We start from the raw sequence: 19,871 nt of genomic DNA on the forward strand, positions 1-19,871 counted from the left end.
AGCGCGGTCTTACTGCTGCTTGACCGCTTCGATGGACATCACCAGGCGCACTTGCTTGGGGAAGCCGTAGTCCACGCCGTAGTTCACGCCGAAGGCGGTGCGGTCGATCACGGCCTCGAAGTCGCCGCCGCAGGTCTCGCGCTTTTGCAGCATGGCGTTGGGGTAGCAGGTGAACTTGTTGGCCTTGATGGTCACGGGCTGGGTCTTGTCCAGGATGGTCAGCTGGCCGGTGACTTCCTTGAGCTTGTCGCCGTCGAAGACGAACTTGTCGGAGACGAACTTGGCCTGGGGGAACTTGGCCACGTTGAAGATGTCGGCGCTCTTGAGGTGCTTGTCGAAGGCGGCGGTGCCCGAGCTCAGCGAGTCCATTTCCAGCACGACTTCGACCTTGCCGGCCTTGGCGTCACGGTCGAATTCCACGGTGCCGCTCTTCTTGTCGAAGCGCACGCGGTTGGTCGAGGCGCCGTTGTGGTCGATCTCGAACGTGGCGAAGGTGTGCGTCGGGTCGATGGCGTAGGTTGCGGGAGCCGCCTGGGCAGCGGTGGCGAACAGGCCGGCAATGGCCAGGGCAAACACGGAAGTGCGCATGAAAGAACTCCTAGGTTGGGGTTGCACGAAACGGAAAAGAAAACGGCCAATGCTGGGCAAGAGTGCCGCTTACAGCTTGCCCACGCCGGTCAGGGCCAGCTTGAATTGCACCTGGACCTCGTCGGCCACCATGGAGGTATCGCCCCATTCGCCTTCGCCGATCTTGAACTGCAGGCGCTTGAGCGGCAGCGTGCCGGTGGCCGTGGTCGTGGTGCCGGACTGTGCCAGTTGCACGGGAATGCTCACGTTCTGGACCTGGCCCTTGATGCTGAGCTTGCCGTCCACCTGGTACTTGCCGCCGCCCAGCGCCTTGACGGCCGTGGAGTCGAAGACGGCCTGGGGGAATTTGGCGACATTGAACCAATCGGCCTTGGGCAGCTCGGCATCGGTTTCCTTGGCGCCCATGGTGGCGCTGCCGGTGTCCACGGTGAAGCGGATCTTGCTGGTGTCGGGCTTGGCCGTGTCGAACTGGACCTGGGCGTCGAATTTCTTGAAGTGGCCCTGCAGGGGCACGCCCATCTGCTTGGCCGTGAAGTTCACGGCGCTCTGGGCGGGAACGAGCTTTTGCTCGGCCAGGGCCGCCTGGGAGGTCAGGGCCGCAGCGGCCAGGGCAATGGTGGTCAGCGTGGCGGAAAAGCGCATGGCAGGACTCCTTTGGGGGTCGGGAAACATTCGATCGGGGATGGCTGGGGCGCGCGCAGCGCGGTGCGCAGGCCCTGGCTGGGGGAGAAAACTCAGGCGCGGCCAGGCAGCATGCGGGAGATGAGGCCGTCGCGGTCGATGAACTGGTGCTTGAGGGCGGCGCCCACATGCATGGCGATCAGCACGACCAGGGCCCAGGCCGCCCAGCCGTGCAGGGGCTTGAGGGTTTCGGCCAGCTCGGGGCTTGCGCTCACGAAGTCGGGCAGGGGCAGCACGCCGAGGAAGACGATGGGAAAGCCGGCCGCCGAGCTGTAGGCCCAGCCCAGCAGGGGCACGGCAAAGAACAGCAGGTACATGGCGTGGTGGGTGCCGTTGTGGGCCCAGTGCTGCCATTGGGGCATGGCGCGGGCCACGGCGGCGGGCAGTTCGGGCGGGCGATGGGTGATGCGCCAGACCAGGCGCAGCAGGCTCAGCGTCAACAACGTGACGCCCAGCCACTTGTGCCAGTTGTAGAGCTTCAGGCGCGAGGGCGAGAACGGCAGGCCTGTCATGTACCAGCCCAGGGCCAGGGCGGCGATCAGGCCCAGGGCCAGCAGCCAGTGGGCAGCCATGGCCACGCCGTTGTAGCGCGTGGCTTTGGAGGAGGATTTTGCTGGCGCGTTGGCGCGGGCTGAGGACTCTGTCATGGATGGCGGCAGGCTTTGGAACCGTTCAGGGCCCCTGCAAAGGGGCCCTGGATGGCAAGAAAGGGTGCGGTGCGCTCTGCGTGGACTTCGTGCACTGCGGACAACGTGCAGTGTAGGAAGCGGCAAATCCAAAAGAGTTCAGCGGTATTGACGGCTCGATTCAAAAAAGATGAAGGCTCGCCGTGCCGCGCGGAGGGCTCAGGGCCGGGTCGGATCGGCGGGCAGCACGACCACGGACTGCGCTGCCTGCTTCCAGGCGGCAGCCGCTGCATCGGCATCGCCGCGGTGCTCGGCCATCAGGGCCAGGCGCTGCCAGGCGCGGGTGCGCAGTGCGCTTTCCTGCAGGTGGGGGGCTGCGCGCAGCAACAGCTGCTGGGCCTTGCCCCAGAGCTGGCGCTGCACGCATGCCATGCCGGCCAGGTATTGCAGGCGGGCTTCGCGTGGATGGGCATTGCTGGCCGCCTCGATGCGAGCCAGCCAGGCGCCGTCCAGGCCGTCCAGGCAGGGCTCCAGCACCTGGACCAGGCGCGGCAGGTGGGATTCGCTGCGCGGGCCTGCGTGGGACAGCAGGCGCTCCCACACGGGCAGCAGCCAGGCACGGGCCTGCGCGGCCTCGCCGCCCAGGGCCATGAGACGCGATGCGGCCGGCAGCGCAATCTCGGGCATGGCGCGCTCTTCCGTGTCCAGCGACAGCCAGAAGTGCTGCAGCTGCGTGGTGTCGCGTGCCTCGTTGATGCTCTCCAGTACCAGGCCGCGCACCACGCTGGCGGCGGCCGCGGGCGAGAAGGCGCGGTGCTTGGCCAGCAGGCGCGCCGTGTCCAGCGCCGTCGATGTCTGGCCTGCCAGGCGCGAGGCCTTCAGGCGGATGCGCAGCGCGATCGTGCGGCGTGCCGCGCCCTGGGGCAGTTCGGCCAGGCGGCGCAGCGCATCAGCTGCGTCGCGGTCGTCCAGGGCCCAGCGCGCGGCGCGCATCTGTGCGCCTTCGCGCATTTCCTGCTCCTGGGCGTTGCCCTGGGCCGGTGCGTTGGCCAGGACCTCACGCCAATGGTGGTCGCGCTGCTGGCGGTCCTGCAGGGCATGGGAGGCATCGGCGGCCACCATGTGGGCGGCGGCGCGCAGCCGCATGCCGTGCGGCACGGCGGCATGGGTCTCGGCCAGGGACTCTTCCATGGCCAGGGCCGCCAGCGCGGACTTGCGTGCGCGCAGGAAGCGGCCGGCCTGCTGGTGCGACAGGGCTTCCAGCAGGCTGTGGTGCATGGCGCGCTCTTTCTGCTGGCTGCGCCAGCGCCGCGCCTGGTGCGGCATCTGCAGCAGCGCGGCCAGCGCGCGCAGCGCGGCATACAGCAGCACGAAGGCCAGCACGATGATGGCAATGGCCAGGTTCAGTGACAGGTCCAGTCGGTAGGGCGCCCAGAACAGGGTCACCGTGCCCTGGTTGGAGCCCGCGAACAAGGCGGCCGCAACGGCCATGCCGAACAAACCGATCAACCACAGTGCAGCGCGCATTCGTCTGTCTCCCGGCTGCTCAGCGGCCTGCGGCCGCTGTTGCCAGCGCCGCCAGGGTTTCCTGCAGCGCAGGCTGTTCGGTGGTGCGCAGATTGGCCTGGATCTGCTGCAGCTGGGCCTGCACGATCTGGGTGCGCCGCGCGGCAGGATCAAAGTACTTGTTCACGGCCATCCCGGAAGCGGCCAGGTCGGCCCGCGCCGCATCCCACTGGCGCGACAGCAGGGCCAGGCGCGAGTTCAGCAGCTTGAGCTTGAGGTTCTCGCGCAGGAAATAGGCCTGTTCCGGCGCCAGCAGGATGGCGTCCGGGTGGTCTATGCGGCTGACGCGCAGCAGGTCCTGGGCTTCTTCGCGCACGGCCGTCCAGCCGCGCTCGCCCCAGGATTGCCACCATCGCCATTCGGTGGGGCTGCCCTCGATGGGGGCGGGCTCGGGCTGGCGGGCCGCCTGGCCGGCCACGCCGCGATGGCGGCTGGCGCGTGGCTGGGCCACGGCGTTGAGCAGGGGCATCTCGTCGACCAGGCGCACCAGGTCCTCGATGCGCGTGAGCAGGCCGGCGGTGTCGGTCACGCTCATGCGGGCCAGCCGTTCCAGGTCGCGGTCCAGCGCGCGCATGACCGGGGCCAGCCGGGGCTGGGCGGCGCGTTCAATGCGCTGGCGGGCGTTCTTGAGCGTGGCCACCAGCGGCTGCAGGCTGCCGGACAGCTCGGCCTGCTGCTGTGCCAGGCGGATGGACGATTCGATGTCCACCACCAGGTTTTCGTCGCGCGAGCGCGACATGCTTTGCAGGAGTTCGTCGAGCTGCGTGCGCTGCAGAGACAGCTCGGCAATGCGCGCCTCCATGACCGAGGTGCGCGCCGCGCTATCGCGGGCCAGGTCCTGGGCATCGCGCGCCAGGGTGCGGGCCTCGACCGACTGGGAGCCGGACTGCGCGGACTGGCGCGCCAGCTGTTCCTGGATATTGCCCAGGCGCTGCCACAGCATGCCGCAGGCAATGAGCGCCGCGACGGCCACGGCGCCCACGCCGTAGACCAGGGCCGAGGAGCCGCCGCGCAGGTCTGCAGCAGGGCTGCTTTGGGCGGAGCCGGCTGCGAAGGCTGCTGCGGAGGATGCGGGCGTTAGGTCCTGCGGGGTGGGGCGGTCTTGCGCTGCGTCGGAACTCATGGCGACGATTCTATCGACGCAACCACGTCCTCCAGAGCGGGCCGGCATTGCTTGACATCTCCGAATCCCATGTGTCTTGCCTGGGCAGCGATTCGCTCGTGCGTAGCGAGCGCTCGCGCTTTTTGCCACGATTGGCCCGGCAGGAGCTGTTGCAGGTTGGCAACGGATTCGGCGCTGCTGAGCAGCCACAGCGTGCCATCTTCGGCAGCCTGGCGTGCCAGTGCCGTCTGGGCTGCATCCCAGGCAGGCAGTTCGCGCTGGTAGACGGCCAGCATTTCGACCTGGGCACCTGCCTCGCGCAGTCGGGCGGCCAGCCAATCGCGGCCGGCGCCTGCCGTGGCCGGCACGGTCCTGGGCGCTCCTGCCTGGCTGTCGCCGCGCACGATGAGCACGCGGTCGCCCGCATGGATCTGGTCATGCACGCGCTGCCATAGCGTTTCGGATTCGAACTGGGCGGCGTCCGGCGGCGGGCCGTCGATCTGTGCTGGCGCAATGCCCAGGGCCAGCAGCGCCTGGGCGGTGCCGGGGCCGGGCGTCCAGGCGCGGGTGGAGGCCGGAAGCCGTGCGGGGTCGGTGCCGAAGAAATGCTGGACGGCGTTGCCGCTGACGAACATCACGGCGCGGTAGCCCGGGCCTTCGCGCAGCGCGTTGCGGGCGGCCTGCAAGGCCTGTTGCGTGGCCGCATCGCGGCAGGGGCCTATGGCCATCAGCGCCAGCGGCTGGGCCGGAAGGCCCCGGGCCTGCAGCGCATCCACCCACGCGGCCGCGTCATGGGCCGGGCGGGTGACGAGTATGCGCGGTGGCATGTGGGCGTGCCGTCTAGAGCTTGGGGGCCGGCTGGGCGCCCGCCGCCTGCAGCAGCGCAGCCACGTGCTGGCCCAGTGCGTCGGCACTGGCGAAGTCGGTGACGGTGGCGTCGGCGTGCACCTGCACCAGCGGCAGCCGGCCTTGCGGGTCTCCCCAGGCTGCGTCCAGGCGCAGTTGCTGGCCGTCGAAGGTGCCGTGCGCCGCCAGCGGCATGGAGCAGCTGCCGCCCATGCAGCGGCTGACGGCGCGCTCGGCGGTCACGGTCAGCCAGGTGGTTTGGTGGGCCAGCGGGGCCAGGGCGTCGATCAGGTCCTGGCGGTCGGCGCGCACCTCGATGCCCAGCGCGCCCTGGCCTGCGGCAGGCAGCATGCCGGCGGGCTCGAACCTGGCGCGGATGCGGTCGGCCAGGCCCAGGCGCATCAGGCCGGCAGCGGCCAGCACGATGGCGTCGTAGTGGCCTTCGTCCAGCTTGCGCAGGCGGGTGTTCACGTTGCCGCGCAGCGGCTCTATCCTCAGGTCGGGGCGCAGGGCCTGCAGCAGTGCCTGGCGGCGCAGGCTCGATGTGCCGACGACGGCGCCCTGCGGCAGCTCGGCCAGCGCGGCGTAGCGATTGGAGACAAAGGCGTCGCGCGGGTCTTCGCGTTCCATCACGCAGGCCAGCACAAAGCCTTCGGGCAGCTCCATGGGCACGTCCTTGAGCGAGTGCACGGCGATGTGGGCGCGTCCTTCTTCCAGCGCCACTTCCAGCTCCTTGACGAACAGGCCCTTGCCGCCCACCTTGGACAGCGTGCGGTCCAGGATCTGGTCGCCCTTGGTGGTCATGCCCAGCAATTCCACTTCATGCCCCCGGGCGCGCAGCAGTGCCTGGACATGCTCGGCCTGCCACAGTGCCAGCTGGCTCTCGCGCGTGGCGATCACGATGGAGTGGGGGATCAGTGGTTTGGTATTCATCAGGAGCCTCGGGGGGAGCGCGGGATGCTAGCATGCTGCGCCGCAGTAAACCCGGCACCAGGACCGAAGCCCAAGCAAACCGATACGCTGACCGATTCCAGGAGATTCGTTGATGGCCACCGCCCCCCGCAAGAGCAATGCGCGAGATGACAGGCGTGATGACAAGCCTGTCCGCAAGACGGACAAGGACCTGCCGCTGATCGAGGACATACGCCTGCTGGGGCGCATTCTGGGCGATGTGATCCGCGAGCAGGAAGGCGTGGCGGCCTTCGAGCTGATCGAGCAGGTGCGCCAGCTGTCGGTGACCTTCCGCCGCGATGCCGACGAGACCGCCGACCGCGCGCTCAAGCGCCTGCTCAAGGGCCTGACCACGGACCAGACGGTGAGCGTGATCCGCGCCTTCACCTATTTCAGCCATCTGGCCAACCTGGCCGAGGACCGCCACCACATCCGCCGCCGCGCCGTGCACGAGCGCGCGGGCAACACGCAGGAAGGCAGCATCGAAGTGGCGCTGGCGCGCCTGCGCTGGGCCGGCATCTCGGCCGGCACCGTGGCGCAGACGCTGGCCAGGAGCTATGTGGCACCCGTGCTCACGGCCCACCCCACGGAAGTGCAGCGCCAGAGCATTCTGGTGGCCGAGCGCGACATCTCCCAACTGCTGGCCGCGCGCGAGGACATCGTGGCCCGCGCCCAGCTGTACAACAGCGCCAAGGACGCGCTCACCCCGCGCGAACTCGAACGCAACGAGGCCCAGCTGCGCGCCCGCGTCAGCCAGCTGTGGCAGACACGCCTGCTGCGCTACTCCAAGCTCACCGTGGCCGACGAGATCGAAAACGCGCTGTCCTACTACGAAGCCACCTTCTTGCGCGAGATTCCCAAGCTGTATGCGCAACTGGAGCAGGAGCTGGGCAACACCCTGCCTGTGCACAGCTTCCTGCGCATGGGCCACTGGATCGGCGGCGACCGCGACGGCAACCCCAATGTCACGGCCCAGAGCCTGGAGCTGGCGCTGTCGCGCCAGGCCGACGTGGCGCTGCGCCACTATCTGCGCGAGGTGCACTACCTGGGCGGCGAGCTGTCGCTGTCCCAGCGCCTGGCCGATGTCACGCCCGAGATGCAGGCGCTGGCAGAGCGCTCGCCCGACACCAACGAGCACCGCTCCGACGAACCCTACCGCCGCGCGCTCACCGGCATCTACGCGCGCCTGGCCGCCACGCTCAAGGTGCTGACCGGCGGCGAGGCCGCGCGCCATGCCGTGGCGCCGCAGAACGCCTATGCCTCGCCCGAGGAGTTCCTGGCCGACCTGCGCGTCATCGACGACTCGCTCAGCCGCAACCATGGCGAGGTGCTGGCGCCCCAGCGCCTGCGTCCGCTGATGCGCGCCGTGCAGGTTTTCGGCTTCCACCTGGCCACCGTGGATCTGCGCCAAAGTTCGGACAAGCATGAGGAGGTGGTGGCCGAGCTGCTGGCCACCGCGCGCCTGGAGCCCGACTATTCGGGCCTGCAGGAAGACGCCAAGTGCGCCCTGCTGGTGCGCCTGCTGGAAGAGGCGCGGCCGCTGCGCGTGGTGGGCGCCGACTATTCCGAGCATGCGCGCGGTGAACTGGCCATCTTCGAGGCCGCGCGCCGCCTGCGCGCGACCCTGGGCGCCGAGGCGATACGCCACTGCATCATCAGCCACACCGAGTCGGTCAGCGACCTGCTGGAAGTGCTGCTGCTGCAAAAGGAGGCCGGGCTGCTGCGCGGCACGCTGGACGACGGCGCCGTCTGCGACGTGATCGTCGTGCCGCTGTTCGAGACCATCGGCGACCTGCGCAGCGCCGCGCCCATCATGCGGCGCTACTTCCAGCTGCCCGGCGTGGCGGCCATGGTGCAGCGCAGCGGCGGCGAGCAGGACATCATGCTGGGCTACAGCGACAGCAACAAGGATGGCGGCATCTTCACCAGCAACTGGGAGCTGTACCGCGCCGAGATCTCGCTGGTCGAGCTGTTCGACGATCTGGCCGACAGCCATGGCATCAGCCTGCGCATGTTCCATGGCCGCGGCGGCACGGTGGGCCGTGGCGGCGGCCCCAGCTACCAGGCCATCCTGGCGCAGCCCCCGGGCACCGTGCGCGGCCAGATCCGGCTGACAGAGCAGGGCGAGGTCATCGCCTCCAAGTACGCCAACCCCGAGATCGGCCGGCGCAACCTGGAGACCCTGGTGGCCGCCACGCTGGAGGCCACGCTGCTGCAGCCGACCAAGCCGGCCACGCGCGCCTTCCTGGATGCGGCGGCGTTTCTGTCCGAGGCCAGCATGGGCGCCTACCGCGCCCTGGTGTACGAGACCCCTGGCTTCACCAGCTACTTCTTCAGCAGCACGCCCATCCGCGAGATTGCCGAGCTGAACATCGGATCGCGCCCGGCTTCGCGCAAGCCCTCGCAGAAGATCGAGGACCTGCGCGCGATTCCCTGGGGCTTCAGCTGGGGCCAGTGCCGGCTCACGCTGCCGGGCTGGTACGGCTTCGGCGCGGCGGTGCAGGCCTTCATCGGGCAGCCGGGCAAGGATGGCAAGGCCCAGCTGGCCCTGCTGCAGAAGATGTACCGCCAGTGGCCGTTCTTCCGCACCCTGCTGTCCAACATGGACATGGTGCTGGCCAAGAGCGACCTGAACCTGGCCTCGCGCTATGCCGACCTGGTGCCGGACGCACGCCTGCGCCGCCGCATCTTCAGCGCCATCGAGGCCGAGTGGCACAGCACCGTCGATGCGCTGGCGCGCATCACGGGCGACAAGCAGCGCCTGGCCCACAACGAGGCGCTGGCGCGCTCCATCCGCCATCGCTTTCCCTACATCGATCCGCTGCACCATCTGCAGGTGGAGCTGGTGCGCCGCTGGCGCGGCGGCCAGACCGATGAGCGCATCAAGACCGGCATCCACCTGTCGATCAATGGCATTGCGGCCGGCGTGCGCAATACCGGCTGATCGAGGGCGCGAGCGGGCCGGGAGGCCCCTCGCGCCGCCATGCGCAGGGCGCCGGCCGGCAGCCGTGTAGGATGTGCTCCGGACAGGGGCGCATGACTCCTGCCGGGAAGTGAAGGGTGGGAGCTTATGGGCAACAAGACGCCATGGCCGGGGTTCCCGGACATGCAACTGTTCCTGACGCAGCGCCTGGCCAGGCTGGCCGGCGCCAACTCCATGCGGGCCATACGCGAAGGCCTGCTCTGGCTGGTCCCATGCCTGCTGGTCTCGGCCCTGTTTCTCATACTGTCGGCGCTGGCGCAGATGTCCGGCCAGCCCGAGCCCGTGGTGCAGCTTCTTGCGGGCCTGCATGCGCAGATCGGCAGCATCCTGCCGCTGCTGGTGGCCGCCTCCATCGGCTACATGCTCTCCATACGCCACAGGCTGCCGCGCCTGCCGGTGACCTTTTTGTGCTTTGCCCATGTGCAGATGGCCATCTTCCTGCTGCGCGAGCATCCGCGCGCGGCCGCCACGCTGGTGCTGTTCATCGCCATAGCCTCGCCCCTGATCACCGTGCCGCTGATGGCCAGGCTCAGCGCCATGCGCTGGACGCGCATTGCGCGCACGGGCTTTGTGGGCGAGAACGTACGCGAGGTGATGAACCTGGTCGTGCCCGGCTCCATCGTCGCGCTGCTGCTGGTGGTGCTGCTGCTGGGCCTGCAGCAGGTGCTGCCCGATATCACCCAGGCCGAACTGCCGCTGGCCATCGCCACCCCCGAGAGCCCCTATCGCAGCGGGCTGACGCTGACGCTGCTCAATTCCGTGCTCTGGTTCTTTGGCGTGCAGGGCTACTACGCCATGCAACCCTTCTTCCAGGTGCTGGACCAGGCCGTGCTGGCCAACGCCGCCGCCTTGGCCAAGGGGCTGGTGGCGCCCTGGGCGCTCAACGGCGGCCTGATGGGGTCCTTCGTCTTCATCGGCGGCTCGGGGGCCACGCTGTCACTGGCGCTGGCCGTGCTGCTGTTTTGCAAGGGGCGCGGCCTGCGCATGCTGGCGCTGGCCGCGCTGCCCATCTCCCTGCTCAACGTCAACGAGATCCTGCTGTTCGGCCTGCCGGTCATCCTGAACCTGCGCCTGCTCGTGCCTTTTCTGGCGGTGCCCGCCATCAACCTGGTCGTGGCCGTCACGGTGGTGCAGGCCGGCTGGGTGGCTCCGGCCTCGATGGTGCTGCCCCTGACCGCGCCCGTGGTCTTCAATGCCTACGTGAGCACGGGCGGCGACATGGGCGCCGTGGTGCTGCAACTGGCGCTGACGGTGTTGGGGGCGCTGGTCTATGCGCCTTATGTGCGCTCCATCGACCGGCTGGGCCAGGACCATGGCGCCATCGTGCTGCGCGCGCTGGACACCACGTTCTCCCGGCTGCCCGAGGAGGCGGGCCTGGTCACGCGCGATCCGCTGGTGCTGGCGCACGAGACCCAGGCCCGGCGCGAGACCATGCTGTCCCATATCCGCCGCATCAGCGAGTATGAATTCCACCTGGAATTCCAGCCCCAGGTCTCGCACCGCAGCGGCTTGTGCCTGGGCTGCGAGGCCCTGTTGCGCGCCCACGATTCGCAGGGCAGGCTGCAGCAGCCCGGCGGCTTTCTGCGCTGGCTGGGTGATGCCGGCCTGATGCGCGAGGTCGATCTGTGGGTGGCGGGCGCTGCCGTGCGCCAATGCCGGCTGTGGCGCCAGCACGGTTTTTCCCTGCCGATCAGCATCAATGTCACGGGCGCCACGCTGACATCGCCCGAGTACTGCTCGCGCCTGCTGATGCTGCTGGCGCAGGCCAGGGGCCAGGTGGGCGTGGAGATCACGGAGGAAGCGCTGGTGGGCGATGTGGAGGCGATCCGCAAGGCCATAGGCCAGATCCACGCGCTGGGCGCCAAGGTGGCCATAGACGACTTCGGCACCGGCTTCTCGTCCATGAGCTACCTGCACCAGTTCGACGTGGATGCCATCAAAATCGACCGCAGCTTCGTCGTGGCCAGCGGTCATGCCAAGGGCGCGCTGGTGCTGGACGGCCTGCTGCGCTTTTGCGAGGCGCTGCAGTTGAACGTGGTGGCCGAAGGCGTGGAGACCCAGGCGCAGCTGCAGGCCCTGGGCTTCGAGGGCGAGCTGCTGGTGCAGGGCTGGTACTTCAGCCGGGCCCTGCCGGGAGAGCAGTTGCCGCAGTTCGCCAGCGACTGCGCCGCCAGGGCAGGCGGCGAGACGGTCTGAATCCGTGCTGGTGCATCGCTGCGGCGATGCAGGGGCTCAATGCAGCATCAGGGAGCCGGCGCTCTTGCTCTTGCCGGCGCGTGCGGGCGGATTGCACAGGCCGCACTGGTAGTGGCGCTCGTTCTCGTAGGGCTCGGTCACGAACTGGCCCTTGCACACGGAGCACTGGGTGCGGGTCAGCATCTGCGCATCGACAAACTTCACCAGGCGCCATGCGCGTGTGAAGGACAGCAGCGCCTCCAGCTCGGCGGCCTGGATCTGCTCGGTATAGAGACGGTAGGCCTTGGTCAGTTGTTCAACGGCATCCAGCTCGGCGCCCTTGGACAGGTATTCGTAGATATTCAGGAACAGCGAACTGTGGATGTTCTCCTGCCAGGTCAGGAACCAGTCGGTCGAGAACGGCAGCTGGCCCTTGGATGGCGACTTGCCGGCGATCTCCTTGTACAGGCGGATCAGGCGCTCGTAGGACAGCGTGGTCTCGGATTCGAGCACCTGCATGCGTGCACCCATCTCGATGAGCATGGCGGCACGCTCGATCTGCTTGGACTCGTTCAGGACACTTTTGACGGCGGTGGACATGGCGGGCTCCAGAGTTCTTCGGGCGGATCAGAGGACTTCGGAAACGCGGCTGGCCATCAGGATGTTGGCGTGCAGCGTATTGGTCGCACCGTTGCCGATCTTGTTGCTGCTGTGATTGGTCAGCAAGCTCCAGACCATTTCGTCGTCCACGCGGAAGCTGGCGAGCAGGGTATTGCGCGAGGCCAGCTTCAGCACCTGGGCTGCCGACAGCGCGGCCAGCAGGTCGCAGGATTCTTCGTTCAGTCCCAGGCGGAACACCGCTTCCGCCTTGTCCTGGCGGATCAGGGTCTGGGCCAGCATCAGGTAAGTGAGGTTGGCTTCGCGGATTTCGGCAAGCAGCTGTTCATTGTTCATAGGACCATCCTTTGCATCTCGGCAGCCGCAACACCGGGGTAGAAACAAGATGTTCAACCTGTTGCGATCTGTTGGGATGGATTGTGGAGGAGGGGCCCTGGCCGTTGAAGTCGGGGCAGGTCTGCGCCGGATGTCTGGTTGTGAGACGGCGTTTGTAAGATTTGCCTTACACCTGTAGCAAGGTTTGGATGACTCGATTTCGCCCGGCCTCTGCCGTCCGGGGGCCTGGGAGCAGGCCGCTGCAGTGGTGTTGTTGCATGTCGGCCTTTTGACACAGTGCTGTCATTGTGCAGCCTCCCAGGGGCGGGCATAAGCCGAATTAGCCGCGCTCCACCGGCCTCTTCGGGTCACTGCACCACTCGCTCCAGCTGCCCGCGAAAAGCCGTGCCGGCGGCAGTCCTGCAATGCGCATGGCCAGCAGGTTGGGCAGGGCGCTCACGCCGCTGCCGCACTGGTGGACCACGCTGGCCGGATCGCGGCCGGCCAGCAGCCGGTCGAACTCGGCGCGCAGCAGGGCGGCGGGCTTGAAGCGGCCGTCGGCCGCAATGTTCTCGGTGAAGGGCCTGTTCAGTGCGCCCGGGATGTGGCCGGCCACAGGGTCCAGCGGCTCGACCTCCCCGCGATAGCGGGCCGGGGCGCGTGCATCGACCACGGTCTGGCCTGCGCTGCCCAGTGCATCTAGCACCTGCTGTGCCGTCACCAGCTGCTGCAGCGGCTCGTGCAGCTCGAAGTTGGACTGAAAGCGCGCGCTTTCCTCGCCCGATGCCACAGGCTGGCCTGCGGCCTGCCAGGCTTGGAGACCTCCGTCGAGCACGGCCACATCGCCATGTCCGGCCCACTGCAGCATCCACCACAGGCGCCCGCAGTAGTTGGCGCCGTTGCGGTCATAGACCACGGCCTGCATGTCGTTGGAAAAACCGATCTCCGACAGCCACATGGCAAACAGCTCGCGGCTGGGCAGCGGGTGGCGGCCGCCCGAGGCGGCCTGCTCGCTGGCCGCCACGCTGCCATGTGCGCCGGGCACGCCGTGTTTTGCGCTGAGGTCATGGTCCAGGTCGGCGAAGACGGCGCCGGGAATATGCGCCTGCAGGTACTGCGCCTTGCCGGCTGCGGGTTGGGCCAGGTCGAAGCTGCAGTCAAAGACCATCAGCGGACGGCCGCCGGACTGCAGCGCGGCCAGTTCCTGGACGGAGATCAGGGTCTGGTAGGAGGAGGTGTTGGATGTCATGGATGCGGAACTCCGAAAGCCAGCGCAGGCGGCGGTGCGCCTGCGGCAAAAGGTCCGATCCATTATGCGACGGCCCCAGGCGGGCCGTCGCCGTCAGCCGCGTGAACGCAGGGCCGTGGCCAGGGCGCCGCTGGCCACGATCAGCACGATGCCGGCCCAGCCGATCAGCGGCACGCTTTCGCCGAACAGCGCCAGGCTCAGCAGGGCGGCAAAGACGATGCCCGAGTACTGCAGATTGGCCACCACCAGGGTATTGCGGCTGTTGCCGGCCGAAGCGTAGGCCGCCGTCATGCAGACCTGGGCCACGGCAGCCAGCACGCCCACGGGCAGCAGCCACAGCGCGCGCCAGCCCGGCCAGGCGGACACGCCCGTGAAGCACATGGCCAGGGCGCCGGCCACGGCCGAGCCCAGTGCGAAGTAGAAGACCACGCGCGCCTCGGGCTCGCCCATGCGCGACAGCGTGGCCACCTGCATATAGGCCATGGCGGCGAACACCCCGCCGATCAGGCCGCCCGCGCTGGCCACGAATTCCTGCGGCGCCGCGCTGGGGCGCAGCACCAGGATCACGCCCACGAAGCCCAGGGCCACGGTGGCGACCAGGCTCCAGGGAAACGGCGGCAGTGCGCGCAGCGCATGCGATTCGGGCTGGCGGCGCAGCTGGTGGCGCAGCAGCAGGCCCTGGCCGATCAGAAACACCGCCATCCAGATGCTGCTCATGGAGTTGAAGGTGGCGGCCGTGGCCAGCGGCAGGTGGCCGATGGAGTAGAACCAGGCGCCCATGGAAGTCACGCCCACGAAGCTGCGCCAGGCATGCTCGCGCGGGTAGCGCGTGGCCAGCGAAATGCCCTGGTGGCGCGCCAGCCACCACAGCGCCACCATGCTGACCAGCCCGCGGTAGAAGACGATCTCCGCCGCGTTGAAATCCTGGGAGGCGAACTTCACACACACACTCATGACCGCAAAGACGAATGCGGCCGCCACCATCCACAGGGCTTGCATATTAATGACCGGATAGAGCCGCACAAGGACCGCGGCGCTGGACGAGAAAGGGTTGGGTTTTGTTTTTCGCGCATGCCGCCTGGCTGTCTACGGCCCGGGGCCGCGGCAGGGGCACGCGCAAGGCACTGTATTGCATAAGCCAAGACATTGGGTCTGCCTCGGGATGCATTGCAGTCGCCAGCCCTGCCCATTGGGCACACCAGGGCGCTTGCATGCAGAGGAGCTGTGCGGCGGGCCTGCCGCTCGATGAAGGCGGCCCGATGCAGGAGGCCCAATGCAGACGGCCCGCACGAATGCGGGCCGTCGGAAGAGCCGGAGCCGATCAGCGTGCGGGGACTGCGTCACCCATCACGCCGCGATACCACTCATGGAAGTGCTGCATGCCGTCTTCCATGGGGCTCTGGTAGGGGCCGACCTCGTTGTCGCCGCGCTCGTACAGCGCCCTGCGGCCGGCGTCCATGCGCTCGCCGATCTCGTCGTCCTCGATGCAGGTCTCCATGTAGGCGGCCTTTTGCGCCTGCACGAATTCGGGCTCGAAGGCGGCGATCTCTTCGGGGTAGTAGAACTCGACCACGTTCAGTGTCCGGTCCACGGCCAGCGGGTGCAGGGTCGAGACCGTGAGCACATGCGGATACCACTCCACCATGATGTGCGGGTAGTAGGTCAGCCAGATCGCTCCGCGTTCGGGCAGCTCGCCGTTGCGGTAGGCCAGCAGCACGTCGTGCCACTTCCTGTAGGTGTCCGAGCCGGGCCGGGCAAAGCCGGGCGCCACGCCCACGGTCTGCACCGAGTACTCCCTGGAAAACTCCCACTGCAGGTCATCGCAGGTCACGAAGTTGCCCAGGCCCGGATGGAACGGGCCCACGTGGTAGTCCTCGAGGTAGACCTCGATGAAGGTCTTCCAGTTGTAGTTGCACTCGTGCATCTCGACATGGTCGAGCACGAAGCCCTCGAAGCTCAGCTGCTCGCGCAGCTTCATGCCGGCGAGGTCGGCCTCGATGTCGCGGCCGTTGTCCTCGAACAGCAGGCCGTTCCACTCGCGCAGCCGGTAGTTGTTCAGGTTCAGGCAGGGATCGTGGCTGAAGTGCGGTGCGCCCAGCAGCTCGCCGCTGGTGCTGTAGGTCCAGCGGTGCAGCGGGCAGACGATGTTGCCCCCCGCATGGCCCTTGCCTTCGGTCATCAGGTTGCCCCTGCCCTTGAGCATCACGGCCTGGCGGTGGCGGCAGACGTTGGAGATCAGCTCCACCTGCCCCCTGGCGTTGCGCACCAGCGCACGGCCTTCCTTTTCCTGGGGCAGGGCGTAGTAGTCGCCTATCTCGGGAACGGCCAGTTGATGGCCCACGTAGCGCGGGCCGCGTTGAAAGATGGTCTCCAACTCACGCTGGAACAGCGCAGGGTCGAAGTAGCTGGAAACTGGTAGTTGGCTTGCGGCCTGCTGCAGTTGAAGACTTAAATCAGACATGGGTGACCTGACCTAAAGACTCCCCACAGGGAGGGTGCGCGTGCGCACGGGATTGGAAAAAGCAAAACCGGCCGTTCCTGAACATGGAGACAGGCTTCACGACTTGAAAACAAGCGGCGCCCGAGGCGTCCTGTCTTGTCGGTGAGCCCGACCGCATGCCTAGGCAAGGGGCCGGTTTGGCGGGGAATGGGATTATAGCCCGTGGGGTTATTTCCGGATGCCCGGTACGTGTATTGCAAGCGGCCGATGGCGCCTGTCAAGGGCTGTCCGGTTATTGGCGGCGCGGTCGCGGAGGGACGCCTAGAATCGTCGGTTCCCCACAACGCACTGCCAACGCCACATGCCCAAGGCTGCCCCCAAGGCTCCCGCCGAGCCCACCAGTTACGAATCCGCGCTGCAGGAGCTGGAGCAGCTCATCGCGCAGATCGAGTCGGGCCAGCTGCCTCTGGAGCAGATGCTGGCCGGCTACCAGCGCGCGGCGCAGCTGCTCGGCTATTGCCGGGGCCAGCTCGACGCGGTGCAGGAACAGGTCAAGGTGCTTGACGAGGGGACGCTGGCCCCGTGGAGCCAGGATTGAAGATTGCCATGAGTGCCGTGATGACTTGCGCTTCCGATGTTTCCCAGCCGGCCGGCCCCGGCGCGCTGGATTTCCCCTGCTGGATGACCGATCGCCTGGCGCGCACCGAAAGCGCGTTGTCGCAATGGGTGGGCGTGGATGCGCCGGCCGGCCTGGGCGAAGCCATGCGATACGCCGTGCTCGATGGCGGCAAGCGCCTGCGCCCGCTGCTGGTCTGGGCTGCGGCCGAGGCCGTGGCCGGCCTGCCGTCGGCCGCCGTGCGTGCCGGCTGCGCGGTGGAGTTGATCCATGCCTATTCGCTGGTGCACGACGACATGCCCTGCATGGACAACGACGTGCTGCGCCGTGGCAAGCCCACGGTGCATGTGCAGTTCGGCGAAGCCTCGGCCCTGCTGGCTGGCGATGCGCTGCAGGCGCTGGCCTTCGAGCTGCTCGTTCCCGAGCCCGATCAGGCCGACAGCATACCGGACGCCCTGCAGGCGCGGCTGTGCCGGCTGCTGGGCCGTGCCGCAGGCGCGCAGGGCATGGCCGGTGGCCAGGCCATCGACCTGGCCAGCGTGGGCCTGCAGCTGAGCGAGGCCCAACTGCGCGAGATGCACCGCCTCAAGACCGGTGCCCTGCTGCATGCCAGCGTGCTCATGGGCGCAGCCTGCAAGGAGGGCGTGGATGCCCAGGCCTGGCAGGCGCTGTCCGACTACGGGCAGGCGCTGGGCGTGGCCTTCCAGGTGGTGGATGACATCCTCGACGTGGTGGCCGACTCGGCCACCCTGGGCAAGACGGCCGGCAAGGACGCGGCCAACGACAAGCCGACCTACGTCTCGCTGCTGGGCCTGGACCAGGCCCGCGCCCATGCCGACGAGCTGTGCGCCCTGGCGCACGCGGCGCTTGCGCGCAGCGGCCTGCCTGATACCCGCGCGTTGGCGGCGCTTGCCGACATGGTGGTGAGCCGCACCCACTGACAATACGGACCGCGGCCTTGCCGCTCCAAGATACCTAGCATGACCACGAACACCTACTCCCTGCTGCAGACCATCGACGATCCCTCGGATCTGAGGCGTCTGTCGCGTGCCGAACTCAAGACCCTGGCCCAGCAACTGCGTGCCTATGTGCTCGACAGCGTCTCCAAGACCGGCGGGCATCTGAGTTCCAACCTGGGTACGGTGGAGCTGACGGTGGCGCTGCATGCGGTGTTCGATACGCCCTACGACCGCGTGGTCTGGGACGTGGGCCACCAGACCTATCCGCACAAGATCCTCACGGGCCGGCGCGAGCGCATGGCCTCGCTGCGCCAGTTCGGCGGCCTGTCGGGCTTTCCGCAGCGCGCCGAGAGCCCGTACGACACCTTCGGCACGGCGCACTCCTCCACCAGCATCTCGGCCGCCCTGGGCATGGCCCTGGCCGCCAAGCAAAAGGGCGAGGACCGCCGCGCCATCGCCGTCATCGGCGACGGCGCCATGACGGCCGGCATGGCCTTCGAGGCGCTGAACAACGCCGGCGTGACCGATGCCAACCTGCTGGTCATCCTCAACGACAACGACATGAGCATCAGCCCGCCCGTGGGCGCGCTCAACCGCTACCTGGCCCAGCTCATGAGCGGGCAGTTCTATGCCAAGGCGCGCGACATGGGCAAGAGCGTGCTCAAGCAGGTGCCGCCGCTGCTGGAGCTGGCCAAGCGGCTGGAGCAACAGGCCAAGGGCATGGTCGTGCCGGCCACGCTGTTCGAGAACTTCGGCTTCAACTACATCGGCCCCATCGACGGGCATGACCTGGACTCGCTGATCCCCACGCTGGAGAACATCAAGAGCCTCAAGGGCCCGCAGTTCCTGCATGTGGTCACGAAGAAGGGCCAGGGCTACAAGCTGGCCGAGGCCGACCCCGTGGCCTACCACGGCCCCGGCAAGTTCGACCCCAGCGTGGGCCTGGTCAAGCCGGCCACGCCCCCGAAGCAGACCTTCACCCAGGTCTTCGGCCAGTGGCTGTGCGACATGGCGGACAAGGACCAGCGCCTGGTGGGCATCACCCCCGCCATGCGCGAGGGCTCGGGCATGGTGGAATTCCACAAGCGCTTTCCAGGCCGCTACTACGACGTGGGCATTGCCGAGCAGCATGCCGTCACCTTCGCGGCCGGCATGGCCTGCGAGGGGCTCAAGCCCGTGGTCGCCATCTACTCGACCTTCCTGCAGCGCGCCTACGACCAGCTGATCCATGACGTGGCGCTGCAAAAGCTGCCCGTGGTCTTTGCGCTAGACCGTGCGGGCCTGGTCGGCGCCGACGGCGCCACGCATGCCGGTGCCTACGACATCGCCTTCGTGCGCTGCGTTCCTCACATGAGCATGGCCTGCCCGGCCGACGAGCGAGAATGCCGCCAACTGCTCACCACGGCCTACGAGCAGGACCATCCGGTGGCCGTGCGCTACCCGCGTGGGGCGGGCGTGGGCGTGGCCCCGCTGGAGAGCCTGCAGGGGCTGCCCTTCGGCAAGGGAGAGGTGCGCCGCGAATCGGCGGCGAAGAAGGTCGCCATCCTGGCCTTCGGCACCCTGCTGTATCCCGCGCTGACCGCAGCTGAGGCGCTGGACTCCACCGTGGTCAACATGCGCTGGGCCAAGCCGCTGGACGAGGAACTGCTGCGCCAGGTGGCCTCCACGCACGAGCTCATCGTCACCGTGGAAGAGGGCTGCATCATGGGTGGCGCAGGCAGCGCCGTGGCCGAGTCGCTGCAGGCTGCCGGCATCACGCGACAGCTGCTGCAGCTGGGCCTGCCCGACGAGTTCATCGAGCACGGCGATCCCGCCAGGCTGCTGGCCCTGCAGGGGCTGGACGCGGCCGGCATCGAGGCGTCGGTGCGCGCCCACCTGGCGCCCGAGCGCGCCGTGGCCTGAAGATGGGACGGGCCTGTGCCCCGCGATGGGGCGCATCGCGCATGCCGAGCAGGACTACGCGGGGGAAAACCCCGTCCGCGCTTGCTTTGCGGCGTTTTTAGAATCGATACCACCTGATACAGTGTGAATGCACGTGCGAACGTGCGTTTTTTTTGCCGCCGGGTCGCCCCAAGGCAAAAAGCGGCCCCCTCGGGGTGGCCGCGGACCTTGCGCAGCAAGGGGGCGCGGGGGCTTTTTCTGACTGACACAACACA

General features: G+C 68.1%; 17 protein-coding genes. 5 read left to right on the forward strand and 12 right to left on the reverse strand.

The genetic code is table 11. From position 1 onward, the window contains the following. Positions 1-9: 9 nt before the first annotated feature. The 7 genes from PO605_RS01450 to hemC all read right to left on the reverse strand — a co-directional run bounded on the left by PO605_RS01450 (position 10) and on the right by hemC (position 6,342). Positions 10-588, reverse strand: coding sequence for a YceI family protein (locus PO605_RS01450; RefSeq protein WP_016448945.1), 579 nt, complete (start codon positions 586-588; stop codon positions 10-12). 69 nt (positions 589-657) lie between these two features. Next, positions 658-1,230 (reverse strand): YceI family protein, encoded by a 573-nt coding sequence (locus PO605_RS01455; RefSeq protein WP_016448944.1) that lies wholly within the window; start codon positions 1,228-1,230, stop codon positions 658-660. A 92-nt stretch (positions 1,231-1,322) separates the two neighbouring features. Continuing rightward, positions 1,323-1,916 carry a cytochrome b gene (locus tag PO605_RS01460; RefSeq protein WP_047472106.1) on the reverse strand — a complete coding sequence of 198 codons (594 nt, stop codon included), beginning with the start codon at positions 1,914-1,916 and terminating at the stop codon, positions 1,323-1,325. 198 nt (positions 1,917-2,114) lie between these two features. Continuing rightward, positions 2,115-3,422 (reverse strand): heme biosynthesis HemY N-terminal domain-containing protein, encoded by a 1,308-nt coding sequence (locus tag PO605_RS01465; RefSeq protein WP_034365389.1) that lies wholly within the window; start codon positions 3,420-3,422, stop codon positions 2,115-2,117. Positions 3,423-3,441: 19 nt separating this feature from the next. Continuing rightward, positions 3,442-4,584, reverse strand: a complete 1,143-nt coding sequence (locus PO605_RS01470) for a uroporphyrinogen-III C-methyltransferase (protein WP_034399587.1) — start codon at positions 4,582-4,584, stop codon at positions 3,442-3,444. Continuing rightward, positions 4,581-5,390 (reverse strand): uroporphyrinogen-III synthase, encoded by an 810-nt coding sequence (locus tag PO605_RS01475; RefSeq protein WP_047473152.1) that lies wholly within the window; start codon positions 5,388-5,390, stop codon positions 4,581-4,583. Before PO605_RS01475 ends, PO605_RS01470 begins: the two co-directional genes overlap by 4 nt. Positions 5,391-5,403: 13 nt before the next feature. Continuing rightward, entirely contained in the window at positions 5,404-6,342 is a 939-nt protein-coding gene (hemC, locus tag PO605_RS01480; RefSeq protein ID WP_047473155.1) for a hydroxymethylbilane synthase, read from the reverse strand. Between the two features lie 112 nt (positions 6,343-6,454). Between hemC and ppc the strand changes: the two genes are divergently transcribed. Both ppc and PO605_RS01490 read left to right on the forward strand, forming a co-directional pair. After that, a complete protein-coding gene (gene ppc, locus PO605_RS01485; protein WP_017406380.1) occupies positions 6,455-9,304 on the forward strand; it encodes a phosphoenolpyruvate carboxylase in 2,850 nt (949 codons plus the stop codon). Between the two features lie 126 nt (positions 9,305-9,430). Next, the gene (locus PO605_RS01490) at positions 9,431-11,539 is read left to right on the forward strand and encodes an EAL domain-containing protein (RefSeq protein WP_047473157.1); all 2,109 of its coding nucleotides are present in this window, start codon (positions 9,431-9,433) and stop codon (positions 11,537-11,539) included. 36 nt (positions 11,540-11,575) lie between these two features. On the opposite strand, the gene flhC is transcribed toward PO605_RS01490, so the two are convergent. The 5 genes from flhC to PO605_RS01515 form a co-directional block, all read right to left on the reverse strand. Then, positions 11,576-12,118 (reverse strand): flagellar transcriptional regulator FlhC, encoded by a 543-nt coding sequence (gene flhC, locus PO605_RS01495; RefSeq protein ID WP_016448936.1) that lies wholly within the window; start codon positions 12,116-12,118, stop codon positions 11,576-11,578. A 27-nt stretch (positions 12,119-12,145) separates the two neighbouring features. After that, positions 12,146-12,472 carry a flagellar transcriptional regulator FlhD gene (gene flhD / locus PO605_RS01500; RefSeq protein WP_012204159.1) on the reverse strand — a complete coding sequence of 109 codons (327 nt, stop codon included), beginning with the start codon at positions 12,470-12,472 and terminating at the stop codon, positions 12,146-12,148. Positions 12,473-12,791: 319 nt separating this feature from the next. Next, complete coding sequence (locus PO605_RS01505) at positions 12,792-13,700, reverse strand: sulfurtransferase (RefSeq protein WP_047325849.1); 909 nt, start codon at positions 13,698-13,700, stop codon at positions 12,792-12,794. Between the two features lie 93 nt (positions 13,701-13,793). Then, entirely contained in the window at positions 13,794-14,699 is a 906-nt protein-coding gene (locus PO605_RS01510) for a DMT family transporter (protein WP_016452492.1), read from the reverse strand. Positions 14,700-15,021: 322 nt separating this feature from the next. Then, positions 15,022-16,161 (reverse strand): aromatic ring-hydroxylating oxygenase subunit alpha, encoded by a 1,140-nt coding sequence (locus PO605_RS01515; protein ID WP_016448933.1) that lies wholly within the window; start codon positions 16,159-16,161, stop codon positions 15,022-15,024. Between the two features lie 340 nt (positions 16,162-16,501). On the opposite strand from PO605_RS01515, the gene xseB reads away from it, so the two are divergent. The 3 genes from xseB to dxs are packed head-to-tail and all read left to right on the forward strand — an operon-like array spanning position 16,502 to position 19,617. Continuing rightward, entirely contained in the window at positions 16,502-16,738 is a 237-nt protein-coding gene (gene xseB / locus PO605_RS01520; RefSeq protein ID WP_016448932.1) for an exodeoxyribonuclease VII small subunit, read from the forward strand. 8 nt (positions 16,739-16,746) lie between these two features. Next, positions 16,747-17,697 (forward strand): polyprenyl synthetase family protein, encoded by a 951-nt coding sequence (locus tag PO605_RS01525; RefSeq protein WP_272205822.1) that lies wholly within the window; start codon positions 16,747-16,749, stop codon positions 17,695-17,697. Between the two features lie 39 nt (positions 17,698-17,736). After that, positions 17,737-19,617, forward strand: coding sequence for a 1-deoxy-D-xylulose-5-phosphate synthase (gene dxs / locus PO605_RS01530; RefSeq protein ID WP_047470007.1), 1,881 nt, complete (start codon positions 17,737-17,739; stop codon positions 19,615-19,617). The last annotated feature ends 254 nt before the right edge of the window (positions 19,618-19,871 follow it).

The organism is Delftia sp. DT-2 (assembly GCF_028401915.1).
GTDB lineage: Bacteria > Pseudomonadota > Gammaproteobacteria > Burkholderiales > Burkholderiaceae_C > Comamonas > Comamonas tsuruhatensis.